Origin of the sequence: Verrucosispora sp. ts21, assembly GCF_002879555.1 — a bacterium.
Lineage (GTDB): Bacteria > Actinomycetota > Actinomycetes > Mycobacteriales > Micromonosporaceae > Micromonospora > Micromonospora gifhornensis.
Map to the genome: position 1 here is coordinate 20,140 of NZ_PNOZ01000014.1, position 18,549 is coordinate 38,688.

The window sequence follows — 18,549 nt, forward strand, 5'->3', positions numbered from 1 at the left end:
GACGGTGCTGCCCGCGCACGCCTGCCGTGGCGTCACGGCAGCGACAGAACGGCGGAAGCGGGTGATGGCATGAACGTTCAACGATCGTTGTACCCGCACGGGGCGTCACCCGTTGCCCCGCGGATTGTCAGCGTCACGACAGTCGCCTACCTCAAACGGCGGTGGCACCGCTTGCAGAGGTGCTGGTCCGGGTGCCGACGCGATTCACCAGATAGCCGAAGGCGGCGGCGGTGAAGAACATGACGACGCCGTAGACGGCTGCCGGGATCGCCATCTGGCTGCTGTTGAGCAACGCCGGGCTGAGCGCGATCGTGATGGCCAGCGTGCTGTTGTGGATGCCGATCTCGAATCCGGCCGCCTTGGCGGCAGCGCGGTCGGTGCCGGCCAGCCGGGGCACTCCGTAGCCGATCCCGAGGCTCACCAGGTTGAACGCGAGCACGGCGAGACCGACCGAGACGAAGTAGTCGGCCAGGTTGTCCCGCTCACCGATCACGGCACCGGCGATCACCGCGACGAGCACGACGACGGACAGGATGCGCACCGGGCGGTTCAGGCTCTCGGCGACGCGGGGAACCCAGGCGCGGACCAGCATGCCGATGGCGACCGGGACGAGCACGATGGCGAAGACCTGGAGCACCTTGTCGAACTGGAGACCGATGCTGCGCGCGTCGCCGAGGAAGTACGCCGCCGACAGGTTGACCACGATCGGCAGGGTGAACACGGCGAGCACCGAGTTGATGGCGGTCAACGTGATGTTGAGCGCGACGTGCCCGCCGAAGAGGTGGCTGTAGAGGTTGGCCGTGGTGCCGCCGGGCGATGCTGCGAGCAGCATCATCCCGACGGCCAGTTCCGGCGGCAGACCGAAGGCGAGCACCAGGCCGAAGCAGAGCGCCGGCAGCAGCAGCACCTGGCAGGCCAGCGCGATCACGGCGGCCTTCGGATGGTGGGCCACCCGGCGGAAGTCGGCGACGGTCAGGCCGAGACCCAGACCGAGCATGATGACGCCGAGGGCGATGGGTAGTCCGATCAGGGTCAGGGCGGAGTCCATGACACAACATCGTTACCACCCGGTAACGCATTCACCATCATCCGTGTGGCCGGATACTGCGGCAGTTGTCAGGACCACCGCTCGCAGCTGAGCGTGAGCCCCGTCGGCACGCTGCTGGTCGCGGCCAGCAGACCGAAGGTCGTCGACGCACTCGGTGCCAGGACGCGGTTGTACTCGGCGTGCCGCGCCGTCACCTCGGTCGACGTCGTCTCCACCACCGCGTTCCAGATCGACTGGACGCTGCCGCCGCCGGGCCAGCTCAGGCGCACGCGCCATCCGTTGAGCTGGTCGGCACCGGTGTTGCGGACGGTGACCGTGGCGACAAAGCCGCTTCCCCATCCACTGTCGACGGTGGCGGTCGCGGTGCACGGTGCCGGCAGCCCGGTCCGCGCCGGCCCGCCGATGACGTACCGGTCCCGTACGCCGTGCGCGTCGCTGATCCGGAACCAGTACTCGGTGCCCGGGGTCAACCCGTCGATGGTGACCGTGCCGGAGCGTTCCGGTCCCGAGGTGCCCTGGGCGATCGGGTTCTGCCAGTCGATGGCGTCGTCGTGGCTGCCGAACAAATGGAACGTGATCGGCGGGTCGTAGCCGCAGGGCGGGACGACGAACGCGCTGTAGGTGATGGACACGCTGGTGGCGGTCGTCCCGGTCACCATGGCGTTGATCGGCAGCACCGGTGGGCAGACCGGGGTCGGCGACGGCGTCGGGGTCGCCACGGGTGCGGTCTGCGCGACGGCGGGCGTGACGAGCCCGGCGGCCAGGGTCAGGGTCGCGGTGGCCAGCACCACGCCGAACATGCGTTTCATCCGTACCTCCCGAGTCGGCCACCGCTCGCGGCGGCCGGTTGTTCCTACTGGAGGAGGACGGCCCGGCACGGGGTTTTCCCGTGCGTCCCCTTGCCCTGTAACGAATCGCGCGGCTCCCCACGCGATCCGCACCAAGTCTTTCAGTCGACGATCGTCGATACAACGGTTGTCGTGACGACGATCCGGGGCCCGACCGGAGACGGCCATCGACCGAACGGGCCTTGCGCCGGCCGCATGGTCGCCGGATCAGGGCAACAGGACGACGTGCAGAGTGCGTGGCCCGTGCACGCCCTCCACCCGGCTGAGTTCGATGTCGCTCGTGGCCGACGGACCGCTGATCCAGGTCAGCGGCCGTTGCGGGGTGAGCCGGGCGAGCGCCTCGGGCACGGTCGCCACCACCTGGGCCGTCCGCAGCACGCAGACGTGCCGGTCCGGCAGCAGGCTGAGCACGCGCCGCCCCTGGTCGGGCGAGCCGTCGAGGACGACCGTGCCGGTCTCGCCGACGGCGACCGCCGCAGCGGTGACCACCGCGTCCGCCGCCGCGATCCGTCCATTGTCGAGGTCGTGGTCGGGTCGGACGGTCACCGTCGACGGCAACCAGCCCGACGGCAACCCCGGCGGTACGACGACTGTCGCTCCCGCCGGCAGGATCGCGGCGATCGTGTCGGCGACGGCGTCCTCACTCACCCGGTGTACCTGGGCCCGGTAGTCGATCAGCCGCGCCACGAACCGGTCCAGGTCGAGCGGGCCGCCGTGCCGGTAGTCCCGGGGCACCTCGACGGGGACTTGCGGGCCGCCGGCGGCGAGGGCGGCGCGTAACCGGCCGAGCAGCAGGTCCCGGGAGCTCATCGCCCGGCCCACCACTGGCGGAACGTCTGCGCCGGCGGGTCGGGCAGATCACGACTTGCGGTCCAGCCGTCCAGGGGCGGTGGCAGCGCGCGCCCACGCCGCCCGGCGAGCCGGCTCAGCCGTACGGCCCGTTGCGCCGCCTCGTACAGCCGCGGATGGTCCATCGTGTACGCGGCCGCCGCCATCGCCGCCGCCTCGGCGCGCGGGTGGGGCGCCTGGTCCCGCAACTGCACAAGCAGCTCCGGGATGTTGATCTTCACCGGGCACGCGTCGTAGCAGGCGCCGCAGAGCGACGAGGCGTACGGCAGCGACGCGTTGTCGGCCACCCCGGTCAGTTGCGGGGACAGCACCGCCCCGATCGGCCCCGGGTAGACCGACCCGTAGGCGTGTCCGCCGGTGCGCTCGTACACCGGGCAGACGTTCAGGCAGGCCGAGCAGCGGATGCAGTGCAGCGCCTGCCGGCCGGTCGGGTCGGCCAGTACGGCGCTGCGCCCGTTGTCCAGCAGCACCAGGTGGAACGCCTGCGGCCCGTCACCCGGCGTCACGCCCGTCCACATCGAGGTGTACGGGTTCATCCGCTCCCCCGTCGACGCGCGGGGCAGCAGTTGCAGGAACACCTCCAGGTCCTGCCAGGTCGGCACCACCTTCTCGATGCCCATCACGGTGATCAGCGTCTCCGGCAGGGTGAGACACATCCGTCCGTTGCCCTCGGACTCCACCACCGCGAGGGTGCCGGTCTGCGCCACGGCGAAGTTGGCCCCGGAGACGGCCACCTTCGTGGTGAGGAACGTCTGCCGCAGGTAGTTACGGGCGGCGGCGGCCAGGGCGGCCGGCTCGTCGGTCAGCCCGGGATCCACGCCGGGCATGGCCCGCAGGAAGATCTCCCGGATCTCGGCCCGGTTGCGGTGGATGGCCGGGACCAGGATGTGGCTCGGGCGGTCGTCACCGAGTTGGACGATCAACTCGGCCAGGTCGGTCTCCACCGGCGCGATCCCGGCGGCGACCAGTGCCTCGTTGAGCCCGATCTCCTGGGTGACCATCGACTTGACCTTGATCACCCGCTCGCTGCCGGTGGCCCGCACCAGGTCGGTGACGATCCGGTTGGCCTCGGTGGCGTCGGCAGCCCAGTGCACCACCGCACCGGCCTCGGTCACCCGCGCCTCCAGCTGCTCCAACAGTTCCGGCAGACGGGCCATGACGTCGGTCTTGATCGCCCGGCCGGCCTCGCGTAACTGCTGCCAGTCCGGCACCTCGGCGATCATCCCGGCCGATCTGGCCCGGATGGTCGCGGTGGCGTGCCCGAGGTTACGCCGCAGCTGCGGGTCGGCGAGGCTGCGCCGGGCCGCGCTCGGGAACGGCTCCGTGCCGCGCAGGTGCCCCACGCCGGGCGGCGCGGTCGACGGCATGCCGAGGAAGGTGTGGGTCACGGCCGCACCGCCGTGCGCTCACCGGTGATCGCGCTGCGCTCGGTGGCGGCCAGGATCTCGGCGAGGTGCACCGTCCGGACCCCGGTACGCAGCCGGGACAGGCCGCCGCCGAGGTGCATCAGGCACGAGGCGTCGCTCGCGGTGCAGACGTCCGCCCGGGTGGACAGCACGTGACGCATCTTGTCGGCGAGCATCGCCGTCGAGGTGTCGGCGTTCTTCACCGCGAAGGTCCCCCCGAATCCGCAGCACTGCTCGGCGTCCGGCAGCTCGACCAGGTCCAGACCGCGTACCGCGCGCAGCAGTCGCAGCGGCCGGTCCCCGACCCGCAGCATCCGCAACGAGTGGCAGGTCGGGTGGTAGGTGACCCGGTGCGGGTAGTAGGCACCCACGTCGGTCACCCGGAGCACGTCGACAAGCAGTTCCGACAGCTCGTACGTCCGCGCCGCCACGTCCTCGGCCCGGCCGGCCAACCGGTCGTCACCGGCTCGTCGGGCCACCAGCGGGTGCTGGTGGCGCACCGACCCGACACACGACCCCGACGGGGCCACGATCACGTCGTACGGATCGAAGGTCCGTACGTGTCGACGGATCAACGGCAGCGCCTCGCGTTGGTAGCCGGTGTTGACGTGCATCTGCCCGCAGCAGGTCTGCTCGGCCGGGAAGACCACCTCGTGACCGAGCCGCTCCAGCAGCCGTACCGTGGCCTTCGCCGCCTCGGGGAACACGGTGTCGGCCAGGCAGGTCACGAACAGCGCGATGCGCATCTCCCACCTCCCGCCGGGTGACCGGCCGCGCGGCGGTGCGGCCGCGCGATCTCCATGAGTCTGCCGCACCGACCGCCGCCAGGCGAGCGAGGCGGCTCCGCGTGACGGTGCGGCCGGGACGGCTATTGACCGCAGGCGATGATCCGCCTAGCTTCATCAATCAGGAAGGTCTCTTTACTGATTTCGCTTCATCCCTCGTGGGAGTGCCGATGCGACCGTTCCGCCACCGCCGCCTCACCGCCCTCGTCGCCCTGACCACCCTGCTGATCACCGCCGCGCCGCCGAGCACCGCCAGCGCGGGTGAGCACCGCCGTGCCGGGTACCACCGGGTCGGCTACTTCACCCAGTGGGGCATCTACGGCCGGGCCTTCCCGGTCAAGAAGCTCGACACCTCGGGTGCGGCCGCCCGGCTCACCCACATCAACTACGCCTTCGGCAACGTCAGCGAGGACGGTCGCTGCTTCGTCGACGGTGGACCGGGCGAGGGCGACGCCTGGGCCGACTACCAGCGGCCGGTACCGGCCGAGGAGAGCGTCGACGGCGTCGCCGACGCCTGGGGCGAGCCACTCAACGGCAACTTCGGCCAGCTGGCCAAGCTCAAGGCCAAGCACCCCGACCTCAAGGTGCTGATCTCGCTGGGCGGCTGGAGCTGGTCGACGTACGTCTCCAACGCCGCCCGCACCGACGCGAGCCGCAAGGCGTTCGTGGCCTCCTGCATCGACCTCTACCTCAAGGGCAACCTGCCGATCCTCGACGGCGGCAGCGGCGGACCGGGTGCCGCCGCCGGAGTGTTCGACGGCATCGACCTCGACTGGGAGTGGCCGAACTGGCCCGGCGAACCGGGCAACGTGATCCGCCCGGAGGACCGGGAGAACTTCACCAAGCTGCTCGCCGAGTTCCGCCGGCAACTCGACGCCTACGGTCGCACGACCCGCAGGCACCACCCGCTCACCGCGTTCCTGCCGGCCAACCCGGCGACCATGGACGCCGGGTACGAGGGCCGCAAGATCTTCAAGTACCTGGACTTCGCCACGGTGCAGGGTTACGACTTCCACGGCACCTGGGAGACGGTGACCAACCAGCAGTCGGCGCTGCGGGTGCCGCGCGGCGCTCCGGGCAGCCCGGACTTCTCCGTCGAGGTGGCCGTCGACGGCTGGCTCGCCCGCGGCGCGCCCCGGGCCAAGCTGGTCCTCGGCATCCCCTACTACGGTCAGGGCTGGACCGGCGTCACCGGCGGCGGCAACGGCCTGTTCCAGCCCGCCACCGGGCCCGCACCGGCCGTCCACGGTGCCGGCTACGAGGACTACAAGCAGCTGAAGACCCTGACCGGCAAGGGCTTCGCCGTGCACCGCGACCTGCGCGCCGGGCACGCCTGGCTGTTCGACGGTACGACCTTCTGGACGTACGACGATCCGGCGGTGGTGCTGCAGAAGACGCTGTACATCCGGCGGACCGGCCTGGGCGGGGCGATGATCTGGTCGCTGGACGGCGACGACGACAACGCCACCCTCACCAGGACGATCAGCCTCGGACTGACGACGCGGTAGCCGTCACCGGGGCCGGCCGGCATCGCTGGCCGACCCCGGTCTCCGGCTACCATCGCCCGATGGATCTTCGAGGAACGGTCAGCCCTGATCGCCCGCTGCTCGTGCTGGCCCTCGCGGAGGAGGCCGCCCACCTCGATGCGCGCCTGCCGGTGCTGCTCACCGGCATGGGCAAGGTCAACGCGGCCTCCGCCGTCGCGGCGACCCTGGCCCGCACACCGCTGCCCGCGGCGGTGATCAACCTCGGCACCGCCGGCGCACTGCATCCCGGCTGGGCCGGCACCCACGAGGTGGGCAGCGTCCTGCAACACGACCTGGACACCGACTTCCTCCGCCGGTTGACCGGTCAGTCCGTCGGCGCGCCGCTGGCCCTCGGCGACGGTCCGGTGCTCGCCACCGGCGACCAGTTCATCGCCGACGACACCGCCCGCGCCGCCCTGGCCACCCGCGCCCACCTGGTCGACATGGAGGGCTACGCGGTCGCCTCGACCGCCCAGCGGTTCGGCGTACCGGTCCGTCTGATCAAGCAGGTCAGCGACGAGGCCGGCGACGGGGCGGCGCGTACCTGGCAGGAGTCGGTGGACCACTGCGCCCGGCTGCTCGCCGACTGGGTCCGCGACCACCTCTGAGCCACCCGGCGGCGGCCGACGCCACCGGGACGCGGCCCGGGCCGGTCAGAGCGCCATGCAGCTGGCCTGGTTGCCGCCCGCCCGCTTGGCCGCGTACATCGCGCTGTCGGCGTGGCTGATCGCCTGATCCAGGCAGTACGCCGGGCCGTGGGCGACCCCGACGCTCACCTGCGCCGGCCAGGCGGTCAGGCCGGCGACGGCCTCCACGGTCCGCTGCGCCACCAGCCGGGCCAGCGTGGCGTCCGCGCCCGGCAGGATGGCGACGAACTCGTCCCCGCCCAACCGCGCCACGAAGTCGCCCTGCCGCACGTTCGTCGTGAGCAGCTGCGCCACCGCCCGCAGCACGTCGTCGCCGGTGGAATGGCCGAGCGAATCGTTTATGTGCTTGAACCTGTCGATGTCCACGGCCAGCACCGCCACGGGGTGGTCGGCGGCGTCGGGACGGGCCAGGTCACGCAGGAACTTGTCGAGACCACGACGGTTCGCCACACCCGTCAGCGGATCGGTCCGCGCCGCCCGCTCGGCCTGCTCGTGCTGCCACCGCAGCGCGTCGTACGACTGCATCGTCATCGCGGTGTGCAGCCAGTGATGCCGTTGCCGCCACAGCAGCTCGGCGAGGGTGTCGCCGTAGGTGAGCCCGGGCCGCGCACCGGCCGAGCCGGTCGCCGCCAGCAGCACCGCGTGGGTACGGTGCACCGCCGCCGAGATCAGGCAGTCGGTCTCGGGTGACAGCAGGGCGACGGCCTCCTCGATGACGCGCAGCGCCTCCTCGGGTCGCCCGGACCGGCGCAGCGCGACGGCGTGGAAGGGCCGGCACAGCAGGATCTCCTGATGCTGTTCGGGCAGGCCGTGGATGCGCAGCAGGTTGGTGTAGCGGGGGATGTCGACGGCCGCACCGGCCGGGTCCTGCCGGTCGGCGCGGGAGCACGCCTCGTACAGCAGGGCCGAGAGCCGCCACACCTCCGCCTTGGGGCCGGACGCCTCGGCGACCGCCCGCGTCGCGTACTCCTGCGCGGCGGCGCTGTGCCGTTCCGCCTCGGCGATCCGACCGACCTGGTACAGCTCCAACGCCCAGATCAGGTTGAGTTCGGCGAGGTTGCACAGCCACATCGCCCGGTTGCCGTTGTCCGGATAGGACGCGTGCCGGGTCGCCTGGTAGGCCGCCTCGAACTGGGGTGCGGCCAGTTCGTAGAGGCGAAGCTGGGCGTAGCCGATCGCGATCCCGGTGTGCGCGTTGCCCGTGATCACCGGGTTGGGTTCGTCGGCCAGCAGGGCGGTTTCCGCGCTGACGAGGTCGCGGAGCACCGCTTCGATGTCGTACTCGGCGATGTCCTGACCGCCGAGGCGAAGCCGCCGGGTCGCCCGCAGCGACAGCGCACAGGATCGCCAGCCGGCGCTGCCCTCACGGTCGGCGGCGGCCAGCATCAGGTCGGCGGCGTCGATCGCGGCCCGCAGGTCACCCAGGCGGGTCAGGGCCACCACGCGGGCGAAGTGCATCGCCGCCGGGCCGTCGCCGATCTGCCCGGTGGGTTCGCGGAGCGCCGACTCGGCGGCGGTCAACACCTGCGCCGCCCCGCCGGCCTGCGCCTCCTCAAGGAGGCGGAGCGCCCCGAGGGTCACCTCGTCCATGCGGCCTCCGCACCGGCCAGGTAGGAAATCAGCCCGATGGTACGGCAACGGCCTCAGTTCGGGGAGCCACCGACATCGACAACTGGGGACCGTCCAGGCGCGACAGTTGTCATTCCGGTGACGGGGGCGGTGGCAACGGCAGTTCGACGGCGGCGGGCTCACCGAGCCGTACCGCGGAGTGGGCCGGTGGCTGCTTCTCGGCCCGGGGCAGCCGGCTGTGCACCCGGCCTCGTCCGGTCGGATCCGGCCGGGCGGTCACCTCGCAGGTCACCATTTGGATCGGTGGCGGCGGTGGGGTGAAGCGGCCGGTGCCCCATCGCAGCCAGAGCGGTATCCGTCCGGCTTCCGCCTCGGCGAGCAGCTTCTCCCAGGTGCGGCGGCGCGTGCCGTGGTCGATCTCGACGACGACCGGTGGCCCGTCGGGGCGGGCACAGGCCACGTCGAGCACCGACTGCTGGGCGGACATCGGCGGCGGCAGCGGCAGCACGCTCGGCGCCCGCCGGTAGACCCGCCAGCCGCGCCCCTGCGCCCAGTCGGCCACGGTGTCGGCCAACAGCGCGGTGACCTGGTCAGTGGTCAGATCGGTGAAGACGAGCCGGTCGACCCGCTCCGCCAGCCACTGCCCCTCCTCGCCCACCCCCGCAGCCTAACCACTCCCCCATTCCCACCCCGCCCACTGGTTGTGGCAGTGGAGCTGGTCGGCACCCGATGATGCGGACCCCACTGCCACAACGACGGCTGCGGTGGGTTCAGGGCACCTGTTGGATGCGGACGAGGTTGCCGGCGGGGTCGCGTACGGCGCAGTCGCGTCGCCCGTACGGCTGGTCGGTCGGCTCCTGGACCACCTCGACGTCGGCGGCCTGCAGCCGGTCGAAGGTCTTGTCCAGCTCCGGGGTGGCCAACAGGATGCCGGCGTAGGTGCCCTTGGCCATCATCTCGGCGATGGTGGCACGTTCCTCGGCGGTGATGCCGGGATCGACCGCCGGCGGCGTCAGGACGATGGAGGTGTCGGGCTGCCCGGGCGGACCGACGGTGATCCAGCGCATCCCACCGTGCCCCACGTCGAGGCGGACCTCGAAGCCGAGGACGTCGCGGTAGAAGGTCAGTGCCGCCTCCGGGTCGGTGTGCGGCAGGAAGCTCGCGTTGATGGTGATGTTCATGCTGGTCACGCTAATCGCGCCCGGACCGGTGCCGCTTCTCGATTCCTGACCACCTGCCTCACCGGCCGACATAGCCGGCCAGGTGCTCACCGGTGACGGTGGAGCGGGTGGCGACGAGATCGGCGGGGGTGCCCTCGAAGACGACCCGGCCGCCGTCGTGGCCGGCGCCGGGACCGAGGTCGATGATCCAGTCGGCGTGCGCCATGACCGCCTGGTGGTGCTCGATGACGATCACCGACTTGCCGGCGTCGACAAGCCGGTCGAGCAGCCCGAGCAGGTGCTCGACGTCGGCCAGGTGCAGGCCGCTGGTCGGCTCGTCGAGCACGTAGACGCCACCCTTCTCGGCCATGTGGGTGGCCAGCTTGAGCCGCTGCCGTTCACCACCGGAGAGGGTGGTGAGGGGCTGGCCGAGGCTGAGGTAGCCGAGCCCGACGTCGGCCAGCCGGGCCAGGATGGCGTGCGCGGCCGGGGTACGGGCCTCGCCGGTGCCGAAGAACGCCTCGGCCTCGGTGACGGACATGGCCAGCACCTCGCTGATGTTCCGCCCGCCGAGGTGGTATTCCAGCACCGCGGGCTGGAACCGCTTGCCCTCGCAGTCCTCGCAGGTGGTGGCGACCCCGGCCATCATGGCCAGGTCGGTGTAGATGACGCCGGCGCCGTTGCAGGTCGGGCAGGCGCCCTCGGAGTTGGCGCTGAACAACGCCGGTTTCACCCCGTTGGCCTTGGCGAACGCCTTGCGGATCGGTTCGAGCAGCCCGGTGTACGTGGCCGGGTTGCTGCGCCGCGAGCCGCGGATCGGCGTCTGGTCGACGGCCACCACGCCGTCGCGCCCGGACACCGAGCCGTGGATCAGGGAACTCTTGCCCGAGCCGGCCACCCCGGTCACCACGACCAGCACGCCGAGCGGGATGTCCACGTCGACGTCGCGCAGGTTGTGCGTCGCCGCGCCACGGACCTCCAGCGCGCCGGTGGGGGTCCGTACGCTCTCCTTGAGGCTGGCCCGGTCGTCGAGGTGCCGACCGGTGAGGGTGCCGCTGGCCCGCAGACCCTCGACGGTGCCCTCGAAGCAGACCGAGCCGCCGGCCGTACCCGCGCCGGGGCCGAGGTCGACGACGTGGTCGGCGATCGCGATGGTCTCCGGCTTGTGCTCGACCACGAGCACCGTGTTGCCCTTGTCCCGCAGCCGCAGCAGCAGGTCGTTCATCCGGGCGATGTCGTGCGGGTGCAGCCCGACGGTCGGCTCGTCGAAGACGTAGGTGACGTCGGTGAGCGACGACCCGAGGTGCCGGATCATCTTGGTGCGTTGCGCCTCGCCACCGGAGAGGGTGCCCGACGGCCGGTCGAGGGAGAGGTAACCGAGGCCGATCTCCACGAACGAGTCGAGGGTGTGCCCGAGCGAGGTCAGCAGCGGTGCCACCGACGGCTCGTCCAGCGACCGGACCCATTCGGCCAGGTCGCTGATCTGCATCGCGCAGAGGTCGGCGATGTTGCGTCCGTCGATCTTCGAGGACCGGGCCAGCTCGCTGAGCCGGGTGCCGCCGCAGTCGGGGCAGGTGCCGAAGGTGATCGCCCGGTCGACGAAGGCGCGGATGTGCGGCTGCATCGCCTCCCGGTCCTTGGACAGGAAGGACTTCTGGATACGCGGGATCAGACCCTCGTACGTCACGTTGACGTTGTCGACCTTGATCTTGGTCGGTTCCTTGTAGAGCAGGTCGTTCAGCTCGCGCTTGGTGAACTTGCGGATCGGCTTGTCCGGGTCGAAGAAGCCGCTGCCGCCGAAGATCCGGCCGTACCAGCCGTCGACGCTGTAGCCGGGGATGGTCAGGGCGCCCTCGTTGATCGACTTGCTGTCGTCGTAGAGCGCGGACAGGTCGAAGTCGCTGATCCGGCCCATTCCCTCGCAGCGGGGGCACATGCCGCCGGTGACGGTGAAGCTGCGCCGCTCCTTGGTCGTGGTGCCGCCGCGCTCGATGGTGACTGCACCCGCGCCGCTTATCGACGCCACGTTGAAGGAGAACGCCTGCGGCGAGCCGATGTGCGGCTGACCGAGCCGGCTGAACAGGATCCGCAGCATGGCGTTGGCGTCGGTGACCGTGCCGACCGTCGAGCGGACGTTCGCGCCCAGCCGTTCCTGGTCGACGATGATCGCGGTGGTCAGCCCGTCGAGCACGTCGACCTCGGGGCGCGCCAGGGTCGGCATGAACCCCTGGACGAAGGCGCTGTACGTCTCGTTGATCAGCCGTTGCGACTCGGCGGCGATCGTGCCGAACACCAGCGAACTCTTGCCCGAGCCGGAGACCCCGGTGAACACCGTCAGCCGACGCTTGGGGATCTCGATGCTGACGTCCTTGAGGTTGTTCTCCCGTGCGCCGTGCACCCGGATCAGGTCATGGCTGTCGGCGACGTGCGACGACGGGGCGTCGGCGCTCGTGGTCCTGCTCATCGATCTCTCCATCCCCGTAAGCGTTCGTGTGCGCCGGTCACGCTAGCTGCGGCCGGCCCGCCGACGCTTCTCGAATCCTGATCGGCCGGGTCACCTGCTTCGACACGCACGCGGGCAGCTCGGCGGCGCCGGCGAGCGCCTGACGCCGGTAGGCGCTCGGCGGCACGCCGACCAACTCGGTGAACCTGGTGCTGAACGTGCCCAACGAGCCACAACCGACCGCGAAACAGACGTCGGTGACGCTGAGGTCGCCGCGACGCAGCAGCGCCATCGCCCGCTCGATGCGCCGGGTCATCAGATAGGAGTACGGCGACTCGCCGTAGGCGAGCCGGAACTGGCGGCTGAGGTGACCGGCCGACATGTTCACCCCACGGGCGAGCGCCTCGACGTCGAGCGGCTGAGCGTACTCACGATCGATCCGGTCCCGGACCCGACGCAGCCGAGCCAGGTCCCGTAGCTGCTCGGCCGAGGCTCTGCTGGTCACCCGCGGAATCGTGCCACGGCGCACCGACAGTTGCCCACTTCCGGCGACGGCCCCGCCGTGTCGTCTTCATGCCGGCCGGTGGCGAGGGGTCAAGAACCGGATCGCGCAGGTGAGGCGAAGACACCAAAAGGTTTTGTGTGGTTCCTACAACCGGGCCGCGCAGGGTTGGGCGGTTACGGCATGGCGCTGCCCGCTCTCAGGCAGAACAGTGTTCACTGCCGGGGCTGCCATCCTCGGCGCACCGTACGTCACAGGTCTACCGGAGGGGTCGGTCGGGTGTTCAGCCGTATCGCCATCGTCAACCGTGGTGAGGCCGCCATGCGGCTCATTCACGCGGCCCGAGAACTGGCTGCGCAGACCGGGACACGGATCGAGACCGTCGCCCTCTATACCGACGTCGACCGCACCGCCACATTCGTACGCGAGGCGGACCTGGCCTACGATCTCGGCCCCGCCTCCGCGCGGCCATACCTCAACCTGGCGACCCTGGAGCGCGCCCTGGTGGCGACCGGGGCCGACGCGGCGTGGGTCGGTTGGGGCTTCGTCGCCGAGGATCCGGCCTTCGCGGAGTTGTGCGAGAAGATCGGTGTCACCTTCATCGGTCCGAGCCCGGAGGCGATGCGCCAACTCGGCGACAAGATCGGTGCGAAGCTGCTCGCCGAGCAGGTCGGTGTGCCGGTCGCGCCGTGGAGCCGGGGCGCGGTGGAGAACCTCAACGCCGCGCGGGCCGCGGCTGCCGAGATCGGCTACCCGCTGATGCTCAAGGCGACCGCCGGCGGTGGCGGGCGCGGCATCCGGGTGATCACCAGCGAGGCCGAGCTGGCCGACGCGTACGAGCGCACCAGCCAGGAGGCGGCGCGGGCCTTCGGCAGCGGCGTGGTCTTCCTGGAGCGCCTGGTCACCGGCGCCCGGCACGTCGAGGTCCAGGTGATCGCCGACGGTCAGGGCACCGCCTGGGCGCTGGGCGTACGCGACTGCTCGGTGCAGCGGCGCAACCAGAAGATCATCGAGGAGTCGGCCTCGCCGGTCCTCAGCACGGAGCAGGCCGCCGAGCTCAAGGCGTCGGCCGAGCGGCTGGCGCTGGCCGTCGGCTACCGGGGAGCGGCGACCGTCGAGTTCCTCTACCACCCCGGTGACCGGCTGTTCGCCTTCCTGGAGGTCAACACCCGGCTCCAGGTCGAGCACCCGATCACCGAGTCCACCACCGGCTTCGACCTGGTGAAGGCACAGCTGTGGGTGGCGGCGGGTCGACGGCTGGAGGGCGAGGCGCCCGTCGAGCGGGGGCACGCCATCGAGGCCCGGCTCAACGCCGAGGATCCCGACCGCGATTTCGCCCCCTCCCCCGGCCGGGTTGCCCGGCTGGACCTGCCCGCCGGGCCGGGCATCCGGGTGGACACCGGCATCAGCGAGGGTGACACCATCCCCGCCGACTTCGACTCGATGATCGCGAAGATCATCGCCTACGGTCGGGACCGCGACGAGGCGCTCGGTCGACTCCGTCGGGCGATGGCCGAGACCACGGTGATCATCGAGGGTGGCGCGACGAACAAGAGCTTCGTGCTCGACCTGCTCGACCAGCCCGAGGTGATCGACGCCAGCGCGGACACCGGCTGGATCGACCGGGTCCGTGGTGCCGGCGGGCTCGTCGGGCACCGGCACTCCGCCGTCGCCCTGGCCGCCGCCGCCATCGAGGCGTACGAGGAAGAGGAAAGCGGCGAGCGGCACCGGCTGCTGGCCACGGCGGCCGGCGGACGCCCGCAGGTGCAGCACGTCGGCGGCCGACCGTTGGACCTCAAGCTGCGCGGCGTCGGCTACCGCATGCGGGTGGCGCGTACCGGTGCGCACCGGTTCCGCGTCGGGATCGAGGCCGGCGGCGAGGTCCGTACCGCGGACGTCGAACTCGACCGTTTCGACAGACACACCGGGCAGATCGTCGTCAACGGCGCTCAGCACCGCCTGCTCACCGCCACGCACGGGCCGATCCACCTGGTCGAGGTGGACGGGGTGACGCACCGGGTCAGCCGGGACGAGGGCGGCGTGCTCCGGGCACCCATGCCCGCGCTTGTCGTCGCCACCCCGTTGGCGGTGGGCGCGGAGGTCGAGGCGGGCGCGCCGGTGCTGGTGCTGGAAGCCATGAAGATGGAGACGGTGCTGCGGGCGCCGTTCCGGGCGCGGCTCAAGGAGTGCGCGGTCTCGGTGGGCAGTCAGGTGGAGGCGGGCGCGCCGCTGCTGCGGCTGGACCCGATCGCCGACGACGACGCCGAGCCCGGTGCCGAGACGGCCGGCCCTGCCGTCGAACTGGATCTGCCGACCGCCCCCGGGCAGGTCCCGGCGCTGGCTCGCGCCCGGCGCGGCCAGGAGGATCTGCGTGGTCTGCTGCTCGGCTTCGACGTCGACCCGCACAACGACCGGCGGGTGCTCGACGACTACCTGGTCGCCCGGCAGGAGGCCACCGAGGACGGTCACCGGCCGCTGGCCGAGGAGATGGACCTGCTCAACGTCTTCGCCGACCTCGCCGAGCTGAGCCGCAACCGTCCCACCGGCGAGGACGGCGGCAGCGCCCACGTGCACAGCGACCGGGAGTACTTCCACACCTACCTGCAGAGCCTCAACGTGGAGCGGGCCGGCCTGCCGGCCACCTTCCAGGGCAAGCTGGCCCGGGCCCTCGCCCACTACGGCGTGACCGAACTGGACCGCTGCGGCGACCTCGAATCCGCCGTCTTCCGGATCTTCCTCGCCCAGCAGCGGGCCTCCGCCGACGCCGCCGTCGTCACGGCGTTGCTGCGCGCGTGGCTCCAGGAGCCGCCGCCGGAGGAGTCGCTGCGCGAGCCGATCGGTCTGGCCCTGGAGCGACTGCTGGCCGCCACGCAGGTCCGCTTCCCGGTGATCGCCGACCTCGCCCGGGGAGTGGTCTTCGCCTGGTTCGCCCAACCGCTGCTGCGCCGCAATCGGGCCCGCGTCTACGCGGAGGTCCGCAAGCACCTGCGTCACCTGGACGCCCACCCGGACGCGCCGGACCGGGCCGACCGGATCGCCGCGATGGTGCGCAGCACCGAGCCGCTGGTCCGCCTGCTCGGCCAGCGTCTGCTGCGCGACCACCTCGACAACACGGTGATGCTGGAGGTGCTGACCCGCCGGTACTACGGCAACAAGCAGCTCATCGGCGTACGCGCCCACGAGGTGGGCGGCTGCACCTTCGTGGTCGCCGAGCGGGCCGACTCGTCGCTGGTCTCCGCCGCGGTCGGCTTCGACGCGCTGGGCGACGCGCTGCGCGGGCTCGCCGAACTGGCCGCCGACGAGGAGGCCGTCAACGCCGACATCTACCTGGCCTGGGAGAACCAGCCGGAGGACTTCGACGCGATGGCGGCGGCACTGCTCGCGGTGATCAACGCGCAGCCGTTGCCACCGCAGGTACGCCGGCTCACCGCCACCGTGGCGGGCAGCGGCGGGGCGGTCATGCACCACCACTTCACGTTCCGTCCGGCGAGCACCGGGATGGCCGAGGAGCGGTTGATCCGCGGCCTGCACCCGTACATCGCGCAGCGGATGCAGTTGGAGCGGCTGCGCAAGTTCGACCTGACCCGGCTGCCGTCGGCGGACGAGGAGGTCTACCTGTTCCAGTGCGTGGCCCGGGAGAACCCGTCCGACGACCGGCTCGTCGCGTTCGCGCAGGTACGCGACCTGACCGAGCTGCGCGACCACGACGGTCGACTGGTCGCGCTGCCGACCACCGAGGACGCGGTGGCGGCCTGCCTCGACTCGATCCGTCGGGCCCGGGCCCTGCAACCGTCGAAGACCCGCTTCAACACCAACCGCATCGTGATCTACGTGTGGCCGCCGAGCGGCCTGACCCGCGCCGAGATGGAGATGATCGCCGGTCGGGTACGCCCGACGACGGCGGGTGCCGGGCTGGAGGAGATCCTGTTCATCGCGCGGCAGCGCGACCGCGCCACCGGTCAGCTGACAAAGGTCGGGATCCGGATCACCTTCGACGCCACGGGTGGTGCGGAGCTGACCGTCGGTGAGCCGCCGATCGACGCGATCGAGCCGCTCGACGACTACCGGCTGAAGGTGCTGCGGGCCAGCAGCCGCAACACCGTCTACCCGTACGAGCTGACCCGGCTGCTCGGCGACTTCGTCGAGTACGACCTCGACGAGACCCACACGCTCGTGCCGGTGGACCGGCCGAAGGGCCGCAACAGCGCGGCGATCGTCGCGGGTGTGGTCAGCACGAAGACCGCCCGGCACCCGCAGGGCATCAGCCGGGTGATCCTGCTCGGCGACCCGACGAAGGCGCTGGGCGCGTTGTCGGAGCCGGAGTGCCGCCGGGTGATCGCCGCGCTGGATCTGGCCGAGCGGATGCAGGTGCCGCTGGAGTGGTACGCGCTGTCCGCCGGTGCCCGGATCTCGATGACCTCGGGCACCGAGAACATGGACTGGGTGGCGGCGGCGCTCAAGCGGATCGTCGAGTTCACCCAGGACGGCGGCGAGATCAACATCGTGGTGGCCGGCATCAACGTCGGTGCGCAACCGTACTGGAACGCCGAGGCCACGATGCTGATGCACACCAAGGGTGTGCTGGTGATGACGCCGGATTCGGCGATGGTGCTCACCGGCAAGCAGTCGCTGGACTTCTCCGGTGGCGTCTCCGCGGAGGACAACTTCGGCATCGGCGGCTACGACCGGGTGATGGGCCCGAACGGGCAGGCGCAGTACTGGGCGCCGAACCTGCCCGCCGCGCGGGACGTGCTGATGGCGCACTACGACCACACGTACGTCGTGCCGGGTGAGGCGGCGCCTCGGCGTACGGAGACCACCGACCCGACCGACCGGGACATCTCGAACTTCCCGCACTCGGTGGCCGGCAGCGACTTCACCACGGTCGGCGAGATCTTCTCCGCCGAGGCCAACCCGGACCGCAAGAAGCCGTTCGACATCCGTACGGTGATGCGGGCCCTGTCCGACCAGGACCACCCGGTCCTGGAGCGGTGGGCGGGGATGGCCGACGCGGAAACCGCAGTGGTGCAGGACGTCCACCTCGGTGGCATCCCGGTGTGTCTGCTCGGCATCGAGTCGCGGTCGGTGCCCCGGCACGGCTTCCCGCCCACCGACGGCCCGGACACCTACACGGCCGGCACCCTGTTCCCCCGGTCGTCGAAGAAGGCCGCGCGGGCGATCAACGCGGCCAGCGGCAACCGACCGCTTGTGGTGCTGGCCAACCTGTCCGGCTTCGACGGCTCGCCGGAGTCGATGCGCAAGCTGCAACTGGAGTACGGCGCCGAGATCGGCCGGGCGATCGTCAACTTCCGTGGGCCCATCGTGTTCTGCGTGATCTCGCGGTACCACGGTGGCGCGTTCGTGGTCTTCTCCAAGGCGTTGAACCCGAACATGACGGTGCTGGCGCTGGAGGGCTCGTTCGCCTCGGTGCTGGGCGGCGCCCCGGCTGCCGCCGTGGTGTTCTCCCGCGACGTCGACGCCCGCACCGCCGCCGATGCCCGGGTACGGGACATGCAGGCCCGGGTCGCCGCCGCCGCCGGCACCGACCGTGCGGAGTTGACCGCGGAACTCGACGAGCTGCGCTCGTCGGTGCGGGCGGAGAAGCTCGGTGAGGTGGCCGCCGAGTTCGACCGGGTGCACAACATCCACCGCGCGGTCGAGGTCGGCTCCGTCGACGCCGTCATCCGCGCGGCCGAGTTGCGCCCCCGCATCATCGAGGCCATCGAGACGCACCTGCGGTAGGTCGCTCGTGGCGGGGCCGGCTCT

13 protein-coding genes are annotated in these 18,549 nt (G+C 71.3%); 3 read left to right on the plus strand and 10 right to left on the minus strand.

The window, feature by feature from the left end; genetic code table 11:
- Nucleotides 1–151: 151 nt before the first annotated feature.
- The 5 genes from C1A38_RS08305 to C1A38_RS08325 all read right to left on the minus strand — a co-directional run bounded on the left by C1A38_RS08305 (nucleotide 152) and on the right by C1A38_RS08325 (nucleotide 4,897).
- Nucleotides 152–1,048 carry a bile acid:sodium symporter family protein gene (locus C1A38_RS08305; protein WP_102657248.1) on the minus strand — a complete coding sequence of 299 codons (897 nt, stop codon included), beginning with the start codon at nucleotides 1,046–1,048 and terminating at the stop codon, nucleotides 152–154.
- Between the two features lie 68 nt (nucleotides 1,049–1,116).
- Nucleotides 1,117–1,857, minus strand: coding sequence for a cellulose binding domain-containing protein (locus tag C1A38_RS08310; protein ID WP_233196707.1), 741 nt, complete (start codon nucleotides 1,855–1,857; stop codon nucleotides 1,117–1,119).
- 246 nt (nucleotides 1,858–2,103) lie between these two features.
- The gene (locus C1A38_RS08315; RefSeq protein ID WP_102657328.1) at nucleotides 2,104–2,706 is read right to left on the minus strand and encodes a LutC/YkgG family protein; all 603 of its coding nucleotides are present in this window, start codon (nucleotides 2,704–2,706) and stop codon (nucleotides 2,104–2,106) included.
- Nucleotides 2,703–4,112, minus strand: coding sequence for a lactate utilization protein B (locus C1A38_RS08320; RefSeq protein WP_102657327.1), 1,410 nt, complete (start codon nucleotides 4,110–4,112; stop codon nucleotides 2,703–2,705). Before C1A38_RS08320 ends, C1A38_RS08315 begins: the two co-directional genes overlap by 4 nt.
- 17 nt (nucleotides 4,113–4,129) lie before the next feature.
- On the minus strand, nucleotides 4,130–4,897 hold the full coding sequence (locus C1A38_RS08325) for a (Fe-S)-binding protein (protein ID WP_102657250.1): 768 nt from the start codon (nucleotides 4,895–4,897) through the stop codon (nucleotides 4,130–4,132).
- Between the two features lie 209 nt (nucleotides 4,898–5,106).
- On the opposite strand from C1A38_RS08325, the gene C1A38_RS08330 reads away from it, so the two are divergent.
- Together C1A38_RS08330 and C1A38_RS08335 are read left to right on the plus strand one after the other, a co-directional pair.
- The gene (locus C1A38_RS08330) at nucleotides 5,107–6,444 is read left to right on the plus strand and encodes a glycoside hydrolase family 18 protein (RefSeq protein ID WP_102657251.1); all 1,338 of its coding nucleotides are present in this window, start codon (nucleotides 5,107–5,109) and stop codon (nucleotides 6,442–6,444) included.
- 59 nt (nucleotides 6,445–6,503) lie between these two features.
- Complete coding sequence (locus C1A38_RS08335; RefSeq protein WP_102657252.1) at nucleotides 6,504–7,070, plus strand: nucleosidase; 567 nt, start codon at nucleotides 6,504–6,506, stop codon at nucleotides 7,068–7,070.
- Nucleotides 7,071–7,115: 45 nt separating this feature from the next.
- On the opposite strand, the gene C1A38_RS08340 is transcribed toward C1A38_RS08335, so the two are convergent.
- From C1A38_RS08340 to C1A38_RS08360, 5 genes are all read right to left on the minus strand, one after another.
- On the minus strand, nucleotides 7,116–8,699 hold the full coding sequence (locus tag C1A38_RS08340; RefSeq protein WP_102657253.1) for a GGDEF domain-containing protein: 1,584 nt from the start codon (nucleotides 8,697–8,699) through the stop codon (nucleotides 7,116–7,118).
- 109 nt (nucleotides 8,700–8,808) lie between these two features.
- The gene (locus C1A38_RS08345; RefSeq protein WP_102657254.1) at nucleotides 8,809–9,336 is read right to left on the minus strand and encodes a hypothetical protein; all 528 of its coding nucleotides are present in this window, start codon (nucleotides 9,334–9,336) and stop codon (nucleotides 8,809–8,811) included.
- 112 nt (nucleotides 9,337–9,448) lie between these two features.
- Nucleotides 9,449–9,859 carry a VOC family protein gene (locus C1A38_RS08350; RefSeq protein ID WP_102657329.1) on the minus strand — a complete coding sequence of 137 codons (411 nt, stop codon included), beginning with the start codon at nucleotides 9,857–9,859 and terminating at the stop codon, nucleotides 9,449–9,451.
- A gap of 58 nt (nucleotides 9,860–9,917) precedes the next feature.
- Nucleotides 9,918–12,302 carry an ATP-binding cassette domain-containing protein gene (locus C1A38_RS08355; RefSeq protein ID WP_102657255.1) on the minus strand — a complete coding sequence of 795 codons (2,385 nt, stop codon included), beginning with the start codon at nucleotides 12,300–12,302 and terminating at the stop codon, nucleotides 9,918–9,920.
- Nucleotides 12,303–12,339: 37 nt separating this feature from the next.
- Nucleotides 12,340–12,786: a helix-turn-helix transcriptional regulator gene (locus C1A38_RS08360; protein ID WP_102657256.1), complete on the minus strand. Its 447-nt coding sequence runs from the start codon at nucleotides 12,784–12,786 to the stop codon at nucleotides 12,340–12,342.
- A 276-nt stretch (nucleotides 12,787–13,062) separates the two neighbouring features.
- On the opposite strand from C1A38_RS08360, the gene C1A38_RS08365 reads away from it, so the two are divergent.
- A complete protein-coding gene (locus tag C1A38_RS08365; protein ID WP_102657257.1) occupies nucleotides 13,063–18,525 on the plus strand; it encodes an ATP-binding protein in 5,463 nt (1,820 codons plus the stop codon).
- Nucleotides 18,526–18,549: the final 24 nt, after the last annotated feature.

What these genes read in the sequence shown, in the direction of transcription:
- C1A38_RS08305 (WP_102657248.1), bottom strand. Translation starts at nt 1,048, where the DNA reads ATGGACTCCGCCCTGACCCTGATCGGACTACCCATCGCCCTCGGCGTC.
- C1A38_RS08310 (WP_233196707.1), bottom strand. Translation starts at nt 1,857, where the DNA reads ATGAAACGCATGTTCGGCGTGGTGCTGGCCACCGCGACCCTGACCCTG.
- C1A38_RS08315 (WP_102657328.1), bottom strand. Translation starts at nt 2,706, where the DNA reads ATGAGCTCCCGGGACCTGCTGCTCGGCCGGTTACGCGCCGCCCTCGCC.
- C1A38_RS08320 (WP_102657327.1), bottom strand. Translation starts at nt 4,112, where the DNA reads ATGCCGTCGACCGCGCCGCCCGGCGTGGGGCACCTGCGCGGCACGGAG.
- C1A38_RS08325 (WP_102657250.1), bottom strand. Translation starts at nt 4,897, where the DNA reads ATGCGCATCGCGCTGTTCGTGACCTGCCTGGCCGACACCGTGTTCCCC.
- C1A38_RS08330 (WP_102657251.1), top strand. Translation starts at nt 5,107, where the DNA reads ATGCGACCGTTCCGCCACCGCCGCCTCACCGCCCTCGTCGCCCTGACC.
- C1A38_RS08335 (WP_102657252.1), top strand. Translation starts at nt 6,504, where the DNA reads ATGGATCTTCGAGGAACGGTCAGCCCTGATCGCCCGCTGCTCGTGCTG.
- C1A38_RS08340 (WP_102657253.1), bottom strand. Translation starts at nt 8,699, where the DNA reads ATGGACGAGGTGACCCTCGGGGCGCTCCGCCTCCTTGAGGAGGCGCAG.
- C1A38_RS08350 (WP_102657329.1), bottom strand. Translation starts at nt 9,859, where the DNA reads ATGAACATCACCATCAACGCGAGCTTCCTGCCGCACACCGACCCGGAG.
- C1A38_RS08355 (WP_102657255.1), bottom strand. Translation starts at nt 12,302, where the DNA reads ATGAGCAGGACCACGAGCGCCGACGCCCCGTCGTCGCACGTCGCCGAC.